Raw genomic sequence first — 15,902 nt, forward strand, 5'->3', positions numbered from 1 at the left:
ATTTATACCAGGCTTAAGTCACACCTATGTCACCGGAGTATGTTCCGGTGACAGTCATTAAGGGGAGGAATTATGACCACTCCAACCATTATCAAACTACAGGATGGTAACGTCATGCCGCAACTGGGCCTGGGGGTCTGGAAGGCAAGCAACGAAGAAGTCATCACCGCCATTCATAAAGCGCTGGAAGTAGGGTATCGCTCAATTGATACCGCTGCGGCGTACAAAAACGAAGAAGGTGTCGGCAAAGCAATACGCGATGCTGGCGTACCGCGCGAAGAGTTATTCATTACCACCAAGCTGTGGAATGATGATCAGAAACGCCCACGGGAAGCGTTGCTCGAAAGCATGGAGAAACTCCAGCTCGATTACCTCGATCTCTACCTGATGCACTGGCCTGTTCCGGCGATCGATCACTACGTTGAAGCGTGGGAAAACATGATCGACCTGCAAAAAGAGGGGCTGATTAAGAGCATCGGCGTGTGCAACTTTCAGATCAATCATCTCCAGCGCCTGATGGATGAAACAGGTGTCCCGCCGGTGATTAACCAGATAGAACTGCATCCACTGATGCAACAGCGCCAGCTGCACGCCTGGAACGCCACACATAAAATCCAGACCGAATCCTGGAGCCCGCTGGCGCAGGGCGGCAAAGACGTATTTGATCAAAAGATCATTCGCGACCTCGCTGAAAAATATGGCAAATCACCGGCGCAGGTCGTCATTCGCTGGCATCTGGATAGCGGCCTGGTGGTGATCCCGAAATCCGTCACCCCTGCCCGTATCGCCGAGAACTTCAATGTCTGGGACTTCCGCCTGGACAAAGATGAACTCGGTGAAATAGCAAAACTCGATCAAGGTAAACGCCTTGGCCCTGACCCGGATCAGTTCGGCGGTTAATCTCTCCTCTCCAGCCCGGCATTCCCGTCGGGCTTTTCTCCTGTCGAAATATTAAGAAACAATAAACGCGCAACTATTGATGTATTTATGGCACATCCACGTGCAGCATTACGCAATATAACTTACTAATTATTCAGTAATAATATTGATTTAATGAACACATCACAAATATCTATAGGTGCGTGACCATGGCGGAAAAAACACAGCAAGGCGTCAAATGGCTCCCATTGATTCTTATACTATTTATTTCTGCCGGACTCTGGCAGCTTACCCCACCCAGTGGGTTAAGTGCGCCAGCCTGGCATTCAGCCATTATCTTCGTTGCTACCATTGCTTCTATCGTGGCAAAAGTTCTGCCTATTGGCGCAGTCGGCATTATCGGTATTACCGTTTTTGCCCTCGCTTATGCTGCCGGGGATAAAACCGCCAGCGGCGCTATTACCACCGCACTGAGCGAACTGAACAGTTCTCTGATCTGGCTGATTGTCGTCGCCTTTATGATTGCCCGCGGGTTTATCAAAACGGGCCTCGGACGACGTATTGCGCTGCAGATGATCCGCCTGCTCGGCAAGCGCACGCTGGGACTCGCCTACGGACTGGCGTTTGCGGACCTGATACTTTCCCCCGCAATGCCAAGCAACACGGCCCGCTGCGGCGGCGTCATCTATCCCATTGCCGACTCCCTGGCGCGCAGTTTCCACTCGAACCCGGAAGATGAATCCCGCAGTAAAATCGGCACCTTTCTTATCACCTGTATTGGCAACGTCAACGACGTCACCGCCGCGCTCTTTATGACCGGATATACCGGCAACCTGTTGGCAGTGAAGCTGGCGGCCAATGCGGGGGTCACTCTGACCTGGGGCAGCTGGTTTATGGCGGCGCTACTGCCTTGCCTGGTTTCCTTACTGCTGGTTCCATTACTGGTCTACTGGATTGTGCGCCCGGAAATTAAACACACGCCGGATGCCCCTAATCTGGCGCGTAAAGAACTGGCGGAAATGGGTCGTATGTCACGCGGGGAATGGCTGATGCTGGCGACCGTCGGCGTCCTGCTGGTACTGTGGATTTTTGGTGATACGCTGGGCGTCGACGCCACCACTGCCTCATTTGTTGGTTTATCCATCTTGCTGCTCAGCGGCGTTCTGAGCTGGGAAGATGTCAAAAGCGAGAAAGGTGCGTGGGATACACTGATCTGGTTTGCCGCACTATTGATGATGGCAAATCAGTTGAAAAAACTAGGCTTTACCACCTGGTTTGGCAACCTGATTGGCGATAGCCTGAGCAGTACTATGCATGGGACCAGTTGGGTGGTTGTCCTGCTGCTGCTCAACGCCGCGTACTTTTATACCCACTACTTTTTTGCCAGCGGTAATGCGCAGATTGCGGCGCTGTATGCCGTTTTCCTTGGCGTCGGTCTGCATTTGAATATTCCTGCAGCCCCTACGGCGTTGATGCTGGCCTTCACCAGCAGCCTGTACTGTTCCCTCACTCAGTACACTCACGCTCGCGGGCCGATTCTGTTTGGTGCCGGGTACGTACCGACGGGAGTCTGGTGGCGAACAGGATTCATCATCAGCCTGTTCAATCAAGCCGTCTTTATCACTGTAGGGCTGATGTGGTGGAAGATGCTGGGTCTGTACTAAACTCACTGCGTCCTGACGAAACGTCTTATCTACGGAGAAAAGGAATGACCTGTATTTTCTGTCAAATTGTTGAAGGTAAAGCGCCCTGCCATAAAGTCTGGGAAGACGAGCATCACCTGGCCTTTCTGTCGATTTTCCCAAACACCGACGGTTTTACCGTGGTGATCCCGAAAAAGCACTACCCAAGCTATGCATTTGATATGCCGCCACAGGCGCTGGCAGACCTGATGCTGGCGACCCAAAAGGTGGCGAAAAAACTGGATAAGGCTTTCCCGGATGTCAGTCGTACGGGGATGTTTTTCGAAGGGTTTGGCGTGGATCATGTGCACAGTAAACTCAGCCCTATGCATGGCACAGGTGATTTGACGCACTGGAAACCGATTGAGTCCCGGCAGACTAAATTTTTCGAGCAGTATGAAGGGTATCTGTCGTCACATGACCACGAACGGGCTGACGATGAAAAACTGGCCGCATTAGCGGCCAGAATTCGCGAAGCATAAATACTGAGCATGTCTGCCGGATGGCGGTGCGAGCACCTTATCCGGCCTACGGTCTGTCTGGCCCGGTAAGCATTTCACTACCGGGCAAGACAGATTAGCGCCCCGCGACTTTCCCGCGTTTTTTATTCGCCGCAGGTGTCTGACGCTGGTGCGCGACTGGCGTATGCTTGGTCAGTGCCGGACGGGTATGGCGGTTCTGACGACGTGCTTCACGCATCTCTTCCAGCGTCGGGGCCGGAACCAGACATTCGCGACGACCGCCAATCAGATGCTTTTTCCCCATATCTTCCAGCGCCTGACGGATTAACGGCCAGTTAGCAGGATCATGGTAACGCAGCAGTGCTTTATGCAGACGGCGCTGTTTATCACCTCTTGGCACTACTACATCTTCACTCTTATAACCAATTTTGCCCAACGGGTTTTTCCCGGTGTAATACATGGTTGTAGAGTTTGCCAGCGGTGATGGGTAGAAGTTCTGCACTTGATCCAGACGGAAACGACGCTGTTTCAGCCACAGAGCCAGATTCACCATATCCTCATCACGCGTACCCGGGTGCGCAGAGATAAAATAGGGGATCAGGTACTGCTCTTTACCGGCCTGTTTAGAGTAGGTATCGAATAACTCTTTAAAGCGGTCGTAGCTGCCCATACCCGGCTTCATCATCTTCGACAATGGGCCTTCTTCTGTATGCTCCGGCGCAATCTTCAGGTAGCCACCCACATGGTGAGTTGCCAACTCTTTAATATAGCGCGGGTCCTCCACGGCGATGTCATAACGCACCCCGGATGCGATAAGGATCTTTTTAATGCCTTTCAGATCACGCGCGCGGCGGTAGAGATTAATCGTCGGTTCGTGGTTAGTATCCATATGCGGGCAGATATCCGGGTAAACGCAGGACAGACGACGACAGGTCTGTTCTGCACGCGGAGACTTACAGCGCAGCATATACATGTTTGCAGTTGGACCGCCGAGATCGGAAATCACGCCGGTAAAGCCCGGAACGGTATCGCGAATGGCTTCGATCTCATTGATGATCGAATCTTCAGAACGGCTCTGGATAATGCGCCCTTCGTGCTCGGTGATCGAACAGAACGAGCAACCACCAAAACAGCCACGCATGATATTGATCGAGAAACGGATCATCTCATAGGCGGGAATACGGCTGTTACCGTACGCCGGATGCGGTACGCGCTTGTACGGCAGTGCAAAGACGCTGTCCATTTCTTCAGTCGACAACGGGATCGCTGGCGGGTTAACCCAAATATAGCGATCGCCATGCTTTTGCATCAGCGCACGCGCGCATCCTGGGTTCGTTTCGTGATGCAGAATACGCGACGCATGGGCGTACAGAACTTTGTCGCTCTTCACTTTCTCGAAAGACGGTAACAGTACGTAGGTTTTTTCCCACGGCTTCGGACGCGGCGGCTGTACGGTTACCGCTTTCGCTTCTTGTTTTTTCGGTGCGACCGGTTTGTTATCAGCACACGGCAAGTCTTCGCCATACGGATGGGGGATGGGGTCAATTTTCCCAGGCATATCCAGACGTGTGGAATCCACTCCACTCCAGCCCGGCAGCGCTTCTTTAACCATAATCGCGGTATTACGCACGTCGCGGATCTGATCAATGGTTTCGCCCATCGCCAGACGGTGTGCAACTTCCACCAATGGGCGTTCGCCGTTACCAAACATCAGCATGTCAGCTTTTGAATCCACCAGCACGGAACGGCGTACGGTATCTGACCAGTAATCGTAATGCGCAGTACGGCGCAGGCTGGCTTCAATACCGCCGAGAATAACCGGCACATCTTTCCAGGCTTCTTTACAGCGCTGGGTATAAACCAACGTCGCACGGTCCGGGCGTTTACCCGCCACGTTGTCCGGCGTATAGGCATCGTCATGGCGCAGTCGGCGATCGGCGGTATAACGGTTGATCATCGAGTCCATGTTGCCTGCGGTTACGCCGAAGAACAGGTTAGGTTTGCCCAGACGCATAAAGTCATCTTTGCTGTTCCACTCCGGTTGGGCGATGATCCCCACGCGAAAGCCCTGCGCTTCCAGCATACGGCCGCAAATAGCCATGCCGAAGCTCGGGTGATCGACGTACGCATCGCCGGTAACCAGAATGATGTCGCAGCTATCCCAGCCAAGTTGATCCATTTCGTCGCGTGACATCGGCAAAAATGGTGCCGGCCCAAAGCAGGCGGCCCAGTACTGCGGCCAGGAGAAAAGGTCTCTGTCCGGTTGGATCAGGGATATTGCGCTCATAATGCTTCCAAAAAAATGGTAAAAAAATAATCAAAGGCCGGGGATTATACGCTGGATCAACAGGGGAAATGAAGGAGTATTGTAAGGATGTTAAATTTCATCTCTGCTGGTGCTACGCTGACCGTTCCTGTGCTTGCGCACGGTCCAGGCCGGGTTAGGCGAAGCCGCCACCCGGCACAGGAATATCTATTACGGTGCCGGATTCACCAGCATCTGGCCAATAGAACCACGGTCTGCCATTTCCAGCGTCTGGCTGTTGAAGTAGAACGGGAAATGCGCCCAGGAAGGCTGCCCATAATAGACCAGCAACTCCACTTGCCCATCAACCCAGACGGTATCTTTCCAGCCACGGTCTTCCGGGAACGGCATCGCGCCATTCACATTACGGATCAGGAAAGAGACGCCTTCAATATGGAACGACTGCGGCATATCTGCACGCACCGTCCAGCGCTCCCAGGATCCCTGCTGCGCCGTGATGTCCATGCGATTGACATCCCACAGTTGGCCATTGATTCCGGGATCGTCATCAAGGCTAATATCACGGCTGCGAATCGGCGAGCCGCTCAAAATTTCGGTGGGTAACAGACGCATTGGCAGGCTATCCGTTACCAGCGGCAGAAGGCCGGTTGGTCGCAGAGTCAGTACCAGCGTGGAGATCAGGATACTGGAAGGTTCAAAGAAACCACGGATCCTGTCGACAATACTGGCCGCCTCGCCGCAGGTAATCGAAACTTCATCACCGTTGGTCATATCGACCAGAATCTCACGACGCTCGCCTGGCGCCAACGATAGCTGCTTCACCGAAACCGGCGCGGGTAAAAACCCCTGATCGCCTGAGATAACATGCAGCGCACGACCATCGCTCATTTTCAGCAAATAACGACGCGAATTTGAGGCATTCAGCAAACGCAAACGCACCCAGCCGCGGGACACTTCGACATACGGACTTTGCGCCCCGTTGACCAGAAGAGTATCCCCCACAAACCCCCCACTGCCCGGTTCGCTATATTCTGGCGTACCGAAGTTATCCAGACGCTTATCCTGAATAATGACTGGAAAATCATCCACGCCGTAGTGGTTAGGGATCGGCAGTGATTTACTCACTTCATCTTCAACCAGCCACATCCCGGCAAGGCCGTTATAGACCTGCTGGGCAGTGCGATTTGGCGTGTTGGCGTGATACCACAAGGTTGCAGCACTCTGGCGAATCGGCAGCACGGGCGCCCAGTCCGCATTAGGCGACATCATACGCGCCGGCCCCCCCATAAGAGGACCTGGGACCTGTAACCCGGCAACGGTCATTGAGACATTTTCTGTCAGACGGTTGCTGTAGATAAGCTTGACGTCATCACCTTTCCAGACGCGGATTGTCGGCCCCAGGTAGCGCCCGTTAACACCCCAGACGGGTGCGCGCGTGCCCGGCGTAAACGACCAGTGCGCACGTTGCAGCGTCATAAATAGCGGCTGTCCCCGACGGGACTCCAGCAGGGGGGGAACAGGTAGCGGTTGTTGCTGACCGGCAGCATTAGCCTTCAGCGGAACAGCACCTGCACACAGTGCGATCCCCGATGCCTGAATGAACTGACGCCGACTGAATGACATATAAGCTCCATGAAAAACTGGCGATTAACACGCAGGAAATCATTTCCTGTAACAAACCCGAAATGAGCGAATCAAACCTTACCGGCAGCCTCCCGCTCAGCAACTTCTTTATCGAGTTCTGCGATTTTTTGTTCCATCAGCGTGCGGCAATGCGCTGCCAGTTCACGAACCTGATCTTTACCAAAATGACTGATATCCACTGGCGGCAGCATCTCTACAATCGCCAGCCCATTATTGAGTCGGTTCAATTTGATCTTATTAGAGGTCGTTGAAACGCAAACAGGGATAACCGGGACACCCGCAGCAATTGCCGCATGGAACGCACCGGTTTTAAACGGCAGCAGACCGCGACCGCGGCTACGCGTTCCTTCAGGGAACATCCAGATAGAGATACGACGCTTTTTAAAGTGGTTCACCACCGCCGCAATGGTGCTGTGCGCTTTGGCGCGGTTATTTCTGTCGATCAACAGATTACCAGTGAGCCAGTACAGTTGTCCGAAGAAAGGGATCCACAACAGGCTTTTTTTACCTACTGTGACCGTCGGTGGCTGAACGATATTCGCTGCGGTAACCATGTCATAGTTATTCTGGTGGTTACAAATATAGATAGCATTACCATAGTTCTTCGCGTCAGGCGGCATGCGACACTCGACCTTCAGGCCATACAGGGGAGCCAGGCGACCAAACATATGGCCGAACGTCGCAACGTGTTTTGGATTTCTTGGGCTGAACAGACAGTATATGCAACCGAAAATACAGACCAAAATGCAGTAAATAACAGTAATAATTAAACGAAAAATATATAGCATAACAACCTCTAAAGGCCTAAGAGCCTGGCATTCTACGTCACCTGATTCCGAATACTGCATCAGGTTAGGGCATTGTTAAGAGTGGCTCTCTGGAAAAGCGTATTGTTAATCGCAACGCACGAATAAACAACGGTTTCACGGGAATTTTTAAAACAAGCTCTCCCTGTGCGAAAACAGGGAGAGCCAGACGCTGGCGTTATTCTTCACTGTCGCCGTGACTGGCGCGTCGAGGCGAGTCAATCTCAACACGGTCGATGCGTTGCAGACCGCGCATGAGCGTACCGCGACGACCACGCTCGCTGGTTACCTTCTGTAGCTCTTCAGGGCGCAGTTTAATTTTGCGTTTCCCGACGTGGATAGTCAGCGTGCTTTGCGGCGGCAGCACGTAGAGTTGTGCCAGACCATCTTCGCCTTTCGCAGCTTCCGCAGAAGGAATATTGATTATCTTGTTCCCTTTGCCTTTCGACAACTGCGGCAAATCGCTCACCGGGAACATCAACATGCGGCCCGCATGGGTAATCGCCAGCAGCATATCGGTTTCATCTTCAATCACCACCGGCGGCATAACATGCGCGTTTTCCGGTAGCGTAATCAATGCCTTGCCCGCACGGTTACGCGCGACCAGGTCATTGAAGGTGCAGACAAAACCGTAACCGGCATCAGATGCCATCAGCAGCTTCTGATCGTCGCCTTCCATCAGCATATGCTCAACCGTCGCGCCCGGTGGCAGCGTGAGCTTCCCGGTCAACGGCTCCCCCTGACCACGCGCCGACGGCAGCGTAATTGGGTCGATAGCATAACTACGCCCGGTTGAGTCAACGAACACCACCGGTTGGTTGCTCTTACCCTTCACAGCCGACTTAAAGCTGTCGCCCGCTTTATAGCTTAAGCCTGGCGCATCGATGTCGTGGCCTTTCGCGCTACGCACCCAGCCACTCTGGGACAGCACAATAGTCACCGGCTCAGACGGCAGCATGTCATGCTCGCTCATCGCCTTCGCTTCTTCACGCTCCCGCAGTGGAGAACGGCGATCGTCACCATAGGCATCCGCATCAGCCTGCAGTTCTTTCTTCAGCAGGTTACTCATTTTGCGTTCAGAGGCCAGAATGCCCTGCAGTTGATCGCGCTCTTTCGCCAGTTCGTCCTGCTCACCGCGGATTTTCATCTCTTCGAGTTTGGCAAGGTGGCGTAATTTCAGCTCAAGAATGGCCTCCGCCTGAGTTTCTGAAATACCAAACCGCGACATCAGCTCGGGTTTAGGTTCATCTTCATGACGAATAATTTCGATTACTTCGTCAATATTGAGGAACGCTATCAGCAAACCTTCAAGAATGTGCAGGCGTTTGAGTACTTTCTCCAGGCGATAGTTCAGGCGACGGCGCACGGTATCGCGACGGAACGTCAGCCATTCGGTGAGGATCTCCAGTAGGTTTTTAACTGCCGGACGACCGTCGAGGCCAATCATGTTCAGGTTAATGCGATAGCTTTTTTCCAGATCGGTAGTGGCAAACAGATGGTTCATCACCTGTTCCATATCTACGCGATTCGACCGCGGGACAATCACCAGACGAGTCGGGTTTTCGTGATCCGATTCGTCGCGCAGGTCATCGACCATCGGCAGCTTTTTATTGCGCATCTGAGCGGCGATCTGCTCCAGCACTTTAGCCCCGGAAACCTGATGCGGCAGCGCGGAAATCACCACCGCGCCGTCTTCTTTCGTCCATACCGCACGCATACGTACGGAACCGCGTCCGTTTTCGTAAATCTTACGAATCTCCGCACGCGAGGTAATGATTTCTGCTTCGGTCGGATAATCCGGCCCCTGTACGATATCCAGCAGTTGATCCAGCGTCGTTTTCGGCTGCTCAATCAGCGTAATTGCCGCTTTGGCCACTTCACGCAGGTTATGCGGTGGAATATCCGTCGCCATACCCACGGCAATCCCGGTCGTGCCGTTTAGCAGGATATTCGGCAGACGCGCAGGCAGCATTTTCGGCTCCTGCATGGTACCGTCGAAGTTTGGCACCCAGTCTGACGTGCCCTGACCGAGTTCACCCAGCAGGACTTCCGCATATTTAGACAGGCGGGATTCCGTGTAACGCATCGCAGCGAAGGATTTCGGATCGTCTGGTGCCCCCCAGTTCCCCTGCCCGTCAACCAGCGGATAACGGTAAGAGAAGGGCTGGGCCATCAGCACCATCGCTTCATAGCAGGCGCTGTCGCCGTGCGGATGGTATTTACCCAATACGTCACCGACGGTACGGGCGGATTTTTTAAATTTGGCGCTGGCATTCAGCCCCAGTTCGGACATCGCGTAAACGATGCGACGCTGAACAGGTTTCAGACCATCACCAATAAACGGTAACGCCCTGTCCATGATGACGTACATGGAGTAGTTCAGATAGGCGTTTTCCGTGAATTCATGCAGCGCAAGGCGCTCTGCCATATCGCTCATTAATCGTGGTTCCTCAACTTATACCCGTCTATTGAAGGGCAATATTGCCGCAGATACTACCCTATCTGGCGTGTTGAGTCACAAAGAAAAGGGCCGCGACTGCGGCCCTGATGGGGATTATTTGGCAACTTTGGTAATCTGTTTCACGTCGATTTCAACGGAGTTCCAGTCTTTATCCACTTCACCCTGGATTTCAACCACATCCTGCGGCGTGACGGTCACGCCGTTCCAGCGTTTGTGGTCGATATCTACGTTCACTGTGCCGGTTGCATCTTTAAACACATACAGGTCGTCGGAAATACGCTCAACGATGTTCCCGCGCAGGGTAACCCAGGTGTCATCACGCAGCGATTTGGCGCTTTCTACCGTCGTGCTGCTACCGTTTGGGCCAACAAAGCCGCCATTTTGGCTTTGCGTTGTCGTCGTCGGTCCAGAGAAGCCGCCCTGCTGCGCTGCCAGAACAGGTGCGGAACACAGTGCCATTACGGCAACCATTGCAGCTAATTTTTTCATCGTCATGTCTCCCTTTCATGTTGGTTTACGACTATTAAATAAGTTAATCCTTAACAAGTTCTTAAGGCAAAAAAAGATACTTTTTTTACTGTACAGAGGCTGTAGCCACAGGTTTACTTGACGGTAATGAGAGCGACCGCAGGGAAGAACATATGCGTATTTTACTGGTAGAAGATGACACGCTGATTGGCGACGGCCTGAAAACAGGTCTGAGTAAAATGGGTTTCAGCATCGACTGGTTTACCGAGGGTCGCCAGGGGAAAGAAGCACTGTACAGCGCCCCTTATGATGCGGTGATCCTCGACCTGACGCTGCCAGGCATAGACGGGCGCGATATCCTGCGCGAATGGCGAGCCAACGGGAAGCAGGAGCCGGTGCTGATTCTTACCGCTCGTGACGCGCTGACAGAACGCGTGGAAGGTCTGCGCCTGGGCGCGGATGACTATCTGTGTAAACCCTTTGCGCTGATCGAAGTTGCCGCCCGACTGGAAGCATTGGTACGCCGCGCCAGCGGCCAGGCCACCAGCGAACTGCGCCATGGTCAGGTTTCGCTTGATCCCGGCGCGCTGGTCGCCACGTTCGCAGGTGAGCCGTTATCGCTTAAGCCAAAAGAGTTCGCGCTGCTGGAACTGCTGATGCGTAACAAAGGGCGCGTCCTGCCCCGCAAGCTGATTGAAGAAAAACTGTATAACTGGGATGAAAACGTCTCCAGTAATGCGGTGGAGGTCCACGTCCATCACTTGCGCCGTAAGCTCGGCAGCGACTTTATCCGCACGGTACATGGCATTGGCTACACCCTGGGTGACGCATGAAACTCACACAACGCCTGAGTCTACGCATCAGACTTACGCTTATATTTATCATTTTGGTTTTGGTAACCTGGTTGATTTCCAGTTTTGTCGCCTGGAAACAAACCACCGATAACGTGGATGAGATGTTTGACACGCAGCTGATGCTGTTTGCCAAACGGCTGGTCACGCTGGATCTTGATGAACTAAAAGCTTCTGAGCGCATCGCGCAGACACCGAAAAAGTTCAAACATGGCCATATTGACGACGATGTACTGACCTTTGCTGTCTATACGCCAGAAGGAAAAATGGTGCTCCACGATGGCGACAATGGTCAGTACATTCCCTATAGCTATCGTCGGGAAGGGTTTGACGATGGTTATCTGAACGGTGATAACGATAAATGGCGCTTTATCTGGCTAACTTCAGCGGATAAAAAGTACCGGATCGTGGTCGGTCAGGAGTGGGAATATCGCGAAGATATGGCCCTGGCGATCGTGACGGCCCAATTGGTGCCGTGGCTGGTCGCCCTGCCGCTGATGCTGCTGATCCTGATTGTCCTGTTAAGCCTTGAACTTAAGCCGCTAAAAAAGCTGGCGCAGGCTTTACGTGTGCGGGATCCGGAATCTGAAGAACCACTGAGCCTGAAAGGTATTCCTGGCGAGGTTCGCCCACTGGTTGAGTCGCTCAATCAACTGTTTATCCGCACACATTCGATGATGGTTCGCGAACGGCGCTTTACCTCTGATGCCGCCCACGAACTGCGCAGTCCGTTGACGGCACTGAAGGTACAGACCGAAGTCGCGCAGTTGTCCGACGATGATCCGCAGGCACGACAAAAAGCGTTAATGCAGATGCAGACGGGAATTGACCGCGCTACCCGACTGGTTGATCAGCTCCTGACGCTTTCGCGCCTCGACTCCCTCGACAATCTTCAGGATGTGGCGGAAATCTCGCTGGAGGAGCTTCTGCAATCCGCGGTGATGGATATCTACCATCCGGCACAGCAGGCGCACATCGATGTGCGGTTGCAGATTAACGCGCACCACATCACGCACACGGGACAACCGCTGTTACTCAGCCTGATGGTCCGTAATCTGCTGGATAATGCGATTCGCTACAGCCCGCGGGGGAGCATTGTGGAAGTGACGCTCAATACCCGCAATTTCAGCGTCAAAGATAATGGTCCTGGCGTTGCGCCGGAAATCCTGACGCACATCGGTGAACGCTTTTATCGTCCGCCGGGACAAAGTGTTACCGGTAGTGGTCTGGGCCTGTCGATCGTTCGTCGTATAGCGACTTTACACGGGATGTCTGCCTCGTTTGGTAATGCTCCGCAAGGCGGGTTTGAGGTCAAAATCAGCTGGTAAAGACCGCATTATTGCTAGTAATGCAAAAGACTTTGCACATTTTGCTAATTTCACCGCACCACCCGTGGGGGTAAAATAGTCCACAAACGTATTTCCTTGAGGACACAAAATGAGCAACATTCTGATTATCAATGGTGCGAAAAAATTCGGCCACTCTAACGGTCAGTTAAACGACACCCTGACCGAGGTCGCGGACGGTATCCTGCGCGACCTCGGGCATGATGTTAAAGTCGTACGCGCGGACAGCGATTATGACGTAAAAACAGAAGTGCAGAATTTTGTCTGGGCCGATGTGGTTATCTGGCAAATGCCGGGCTGGTGGATGGGTGCACCGTGGACCGTGAAAAAATACATCGATGATGTGTTTACCGAAGGTCACGGTACGCTGTATGCCAGCGATGGTCGTACACGTTCAGATGCCTCTAAAAAATACGGCTCAGGCGGGCTGATTCAGGGCAAAAAATACATGCTGTCCCTGACCTGGAACGCGCCAATGGAAGCCTTCACTGAAAAAGACCAGTTCTTCCATGGCGTTGGTGTTGATGGCGTCTATCTCCCGTTCCATAAAGCAAACCAGTTCCTGGGAATGGAAGCGCTGCCGACCTTTATCACCAATGACGTGATTAAAATGCCGGACGTCCCGCGTTATATCGCAGAATATCGCGAGCATCTGACCGAGATTTTTGGTTAACTGGTAACCTGGAATTAGAAGGAGTTAACCATGCTTACCGTTATTGCAGAAATCCGTACACGTCCAGGTCAACATCACCGCCAGGCGGTACTGGATCAGTTTGCTAAAATCGTTCCGACCGTACTGAAAGAAGAAGGCTGCCACGGCTATGCGCCAATGGTCGATCATGCAGCAGGTGTGAGTTTTCAGACCACAGCGCCAGACTCAATCGTGATGGTTGAACAGTGGGAAAGCATTGCGCACCTTGAAGCGCATTTGCAGACCCCGCATATGAAAGCCTACAGCGAAGCCGTGAAAGGCGACGTGCTGGACATGAATATCCGTATTCTGGAATCGGGTATTTAAGGTTGTCGATTTGCCGGATGAGGCTTTGCTATCCGGCATATAATCGCTTCGTCAGATGAGAGCCGGATAAGGCATTTTACGCCCCTCTCCGGCTTTTCTACATGCAATTAGCCTTCGAGATCCGCCAGGTCACCTTTCTCTTGCAACCAGTTACGACGATCCTCTGAACGTTTCTTGGCCAGCAGCATATCCATCACCGCATTCGTACGCTGATCGTCCTCATCATCAATGATGAGCTGCACCAGGCGACGCGTATTGGGATCCAGCGTCGTTTCACGTAACTGCATCGGGTTCATTTCACCCAGACCTTTAAAGCGCTGGACGTTCGGCTTGCCTTTCTTGCGCTTTAACTGCTCCAGCACGCCCGCTTTTTCTTCTTCTGTTAGTGCGTAATACACCTCTTTGCCGAGATCGATACGATACAACGGCGGCAGCGCCACATAGACGTGACCGTGTTTCACCAGCGTACGGAAGTGTTTCACAAACAGCGCGCACAGCAGCGTAGCGATGTGCAGACCATCGGAGTCCGCATCCGCCAGAATACAGATCTTGCCATAGCGCAGTTGGCTCAGATCATCACTGTCCGGATCGATGCCGATCGCTACCGAAATATCATGCACTTCCTGCGAGGCCAGCACTTCATCAGAAGAGACTTCCCAGGTATTGAGGATCTTACCTTTGAGCGGCATGATCGCCTGGAATTCACGATCGCGCGCCTGCTTGGCCGATCCGCCCGCCGAGTCACCTTCGACGAGGAACAGTTCGGTGCGATTGAGATCCTGTGCGGTACAGTCCGCCAGTTTCCCCGGTAACGCCGGACCGCTGGTCAGCTTTTTGCGTACCACTTTTTTCGCCGCACGCAAACGACGCTGTGCGCTGGAAATCGCCATTTCCGCCAGCAGCTCGGCTGACTGCACGTTCTGGTTCAGCCACAGGCTAAAGGCATCTTTCACTACGCCAGAAACGAATGCCGCACACTGACGCGAAGAAAGACGCTCTTTGGTCTGTCCGGCAAACTGTGGATCCTGCATTTTTACCGACAGCACATAGGCGCAACGATCCCAGATATCTTCTGCTGACAGCTTCACGCCGCGCGGCAGAATATTACGGTACTCGCAGAATTCACGCATCGCGTCCAGCAGTCCCTGACGCAGGCCGTTAACATGCGTACCACCCTGCATGGTTGGGATCAGGTTGACATAACTTTCAGTCAGTAATTCACCGCCTTCCGGCAGCCAGAGCAGCGCCCAGTCTACGGTTTCTGTTTCACCGCTGAAATTACCGATAAACGGTTTTTCCGGCAGCGTTGGCAGACCGTTTACGGCTTCGCTCAGGTAGTCATTCAGACCGTCCTGGTAGCACCAGCGCTGCTCGCTGTTGTTAACTTCATCTTTAAAGGTGATCTCTACGCCCGGACACAGCACCGCTTTGGCTTTCAGTACGTGCGTTAAGCGAGAAACAGAGAAACGCGGGCTGTCAAAGAAGGTTTCATCCGGCCAGAAGTGTACGCTGGTACCGGTATTGCGTTTACCACAAGTACCGACAACCTGTAAATCCTGCACTTTGTCACCGTTTTCAAACGCGATGTTGTACACCTGCCCGTCGCGGCGTACGTTCACTTCCACACGTTTGGACAGAGCGTTAACAACGGAGATACCCACACCGTGCAGACCACCGGAGAACTGGTAGTTCTTGTTGGAGAACTTGCCGCCCGCGTGCAGGCGACAGAGGATCAGCTCGACCGCCGGAACGCCTTCTTCTGGGTGAATATCCACCGGCATGCCGCGTCCGTCGTCAATGACTTCCAGCGATTGATCGGCATGTAAAATCACATCCACGCGTTTCGCGTGGCCAGCCAGTGCTTCATCCACACTGTTATCAATCACTTCCTGTCCAAGATGGTTAGGACGGGTCGTGTCAGTGTACATCCCAGGGCGACGGCGTACCGGCTCAAGCCCAGTGAGTACCTCAATGGCATCAGCGTTATAAGTTTGCGTCATGGTTTAAATTAGCAATTCGA

Annotated in this window: 13 protein-coding genes; 7 read left to right on the forward strand and 6 right to left on the reverse strand. The window is 53.1% G+C overall.

The window, feature by feature from the left end:
- The first annotated feature begins 72 nt into the window (after positions 1-72).
- The 3 genes from dkgA (at position 73) to SK32_RS16180 (ending at position 3,043) form a co-directional block, all read left to right on the forward strand.
- Entirely contained in the window at positions 73-900 is an 828-nt protein-coding gene (gene dkgA / locus SK32_RS16170) for a 2,5-didehydrogluconate reductase DkgA (protein ID WP_048213230.1), read from the forward strand.
- A gap of 188 nt (positions 901-1,088) precedes the next feature.
- Positions 1,089-2,543, forward strand: a complete 1,455-nt coding sequence (locus SK32_RS16175; protein ID WP_048213231.1) for a DASS family sodium-coupled anion symporter — start codon at positions 1,089-1,091, stop codon at positions 2,541-2,543.
- Positions 2,544-2,587: 44 nt separating this feature from the next.
- A complete protein-coding gene (locus SK32_RS16180) occupies positions 2,588-3,043 on the forward strand; it encodes an HIT family protein (RefSeq protein WP_048213232.1) in 456 nt (151 codons plus the stop codon).
- Between the two features lie 94 nt (positions 3,044-3,137).
- Here the strand turns inward: SK32_RS16180 and SK32_RS16185 are convergent, their stop codons facing one another.
- The 5 genes from SK32_RS16185 to SK32_RS16205 form a co-directional block, all read right to left on the reverse strand.
- Complete coding sequence (locus tag SK32_RS16185) at positions 3,138-5,309, reverse strand: YgiQ family radical SAM protein (protein ID WP_040233974.1); 2,172 nt, start codon at positions 5,307-5,309, stop codon at positions 3,138-3,140.
- Between the two features lie 189 nt (positions 5,310-5,498).
- The gene (gene ftsP / locus SK32_RS16190) at positions 5,499-6,911 is read right to left on the reverse strand and encodes a cell division protein FtsP (protein ID WP_005123112.1); all 1,413 of its coding nucleotides are present in this window, start codon (positions 6,909-6,911) and stop codon (positions 5,499-5,501) included.
- Between the two features lie 71 nt (positions 6,912-6,982).
- Positions 6,983-7,720 carry a 1-acylglycerol-3-phosphate O-acyltransferase gene (gene plsC, locus SK32_RS16195; RefSeq protein ID WP_040233973.1) on the reverse strand — a complete coding sequence of 246 codons (738 nt, stop codon included), beginning with the start codon at positions 7,718-7,720 and terminating at the stop codon, positions 6,983-6,985.
- Positions 7,721-7,916: 196 nt separating this feature from the next.
- A complete protein-coding gene (gene parC / locus SK32_RS16200) occupies positions 7,917-10,175 on the reverse strand; it encodes a DNA topoisomerase IV subunit A (protein WP_048213233.1) in 2,259 nt (752 codons plus the stop codon).
- A 117-nt stretch (positions 10,176-10,292) separates the two neighbouring features.
- The gene (locus tag SK32_RS16205; RefSeq protein WP_005123105.1) at positions 10,293-10,688 is read right to left on the reverse strand and encodes a YgiW/YdeI family stress tolerance OB fold protein; all 396 of its coding nucleotides are present in this window, start codon (positions 10,686-10,688) and stop codon (positions 10,293-10,295) included.
- A gap of 152 nt (positions 10,689-10,840) precedes the next feature.
- On the opposite strand from SK32_RS16205, the gene qseB reads away from it, so the two are divergent.
- The 4 genes from qseB (at position 10,841) to SK32_RS16225 (ending at position 13,882) form a co-directional block, all read left to right on the forward strand.
- Positions 10,841-11,500 carry a quorum sensing response regulator transcription factor QseB gene (gene qseB, locus SK32_RS16210; RefSeq protein WP_048213234.1) on the forward strand — a complete coding sequence of 220 codons (660 nt, stop codon included), beginning with the start codon at positions 10,841-10,843 and terminating at the stop codon, positions 11,498-11,500.
- Positions 11,497-12,846 carry a quorum sensing histidine kinase QseC gene (gene qseC / locus SK32_RS16215; protein WP_048213235.1) on the forward strand — a complete coding sequence of 450 codons (1,350 nt, stop codon included), beginning with the start codon at positions 11,497-11,499 and terminating at the stop codon, positions 12,844-12,846. Before qseB ends, qseC begins: the two co-directional genes overlap by 4 nt.
- 109 nt (positions 12,847-12,955) lie before the next feature.
- Positions 12,956-13,537, forward strand: coding sequence for an NAD(P)H-dependent oxidoreductase (locus SK32_RS16220; protein WP_048213236.1), 582 nt, complete (start codon positions 12,956-12,958; stop codon positions 13,535-13,537).
- Positions 13,538-13,567: 30 nt separating this feature from the next.
- A complete protein-coding gene (locus SK32_RS16225; RefSeq protein ID WP_003024557.1) occupies positions 13,568-13,882 on the forward strand; it encodes a putative quinol monooxygenase in 315 nt (104 codons plus the stop codon).
- A 107-nt stretch (positions 13,883-13,989) separates the two neighbouring features.
- Here the strand turns inward: SK32_RS16225 and parE are convergent, their stop codons facing one another.
- A complete protein-coding gene (gene parE, locus SK32_RS16230) occupies positions 13,990-15,882 on the reverse strand; it encodes a DNA topoisomerase IV subunit B (protein WP_040233967.1) in 1,893 nt (630 codons plus the stop codon).
- Positions 15,883-15,902 lie beyond the last annotated feature (20 nt).

Origin of the sequence: Citrobacter sp. MGH100 (assembly GCF_001034465.1) — a bacterium.
Taxonomy (GTDB): Bacteria; Pseudomonadota; Gammaproteobacteria; order Enterobacterales; family Enterobacteriaceae; genus Citrobacter; species Citrobacter youngae.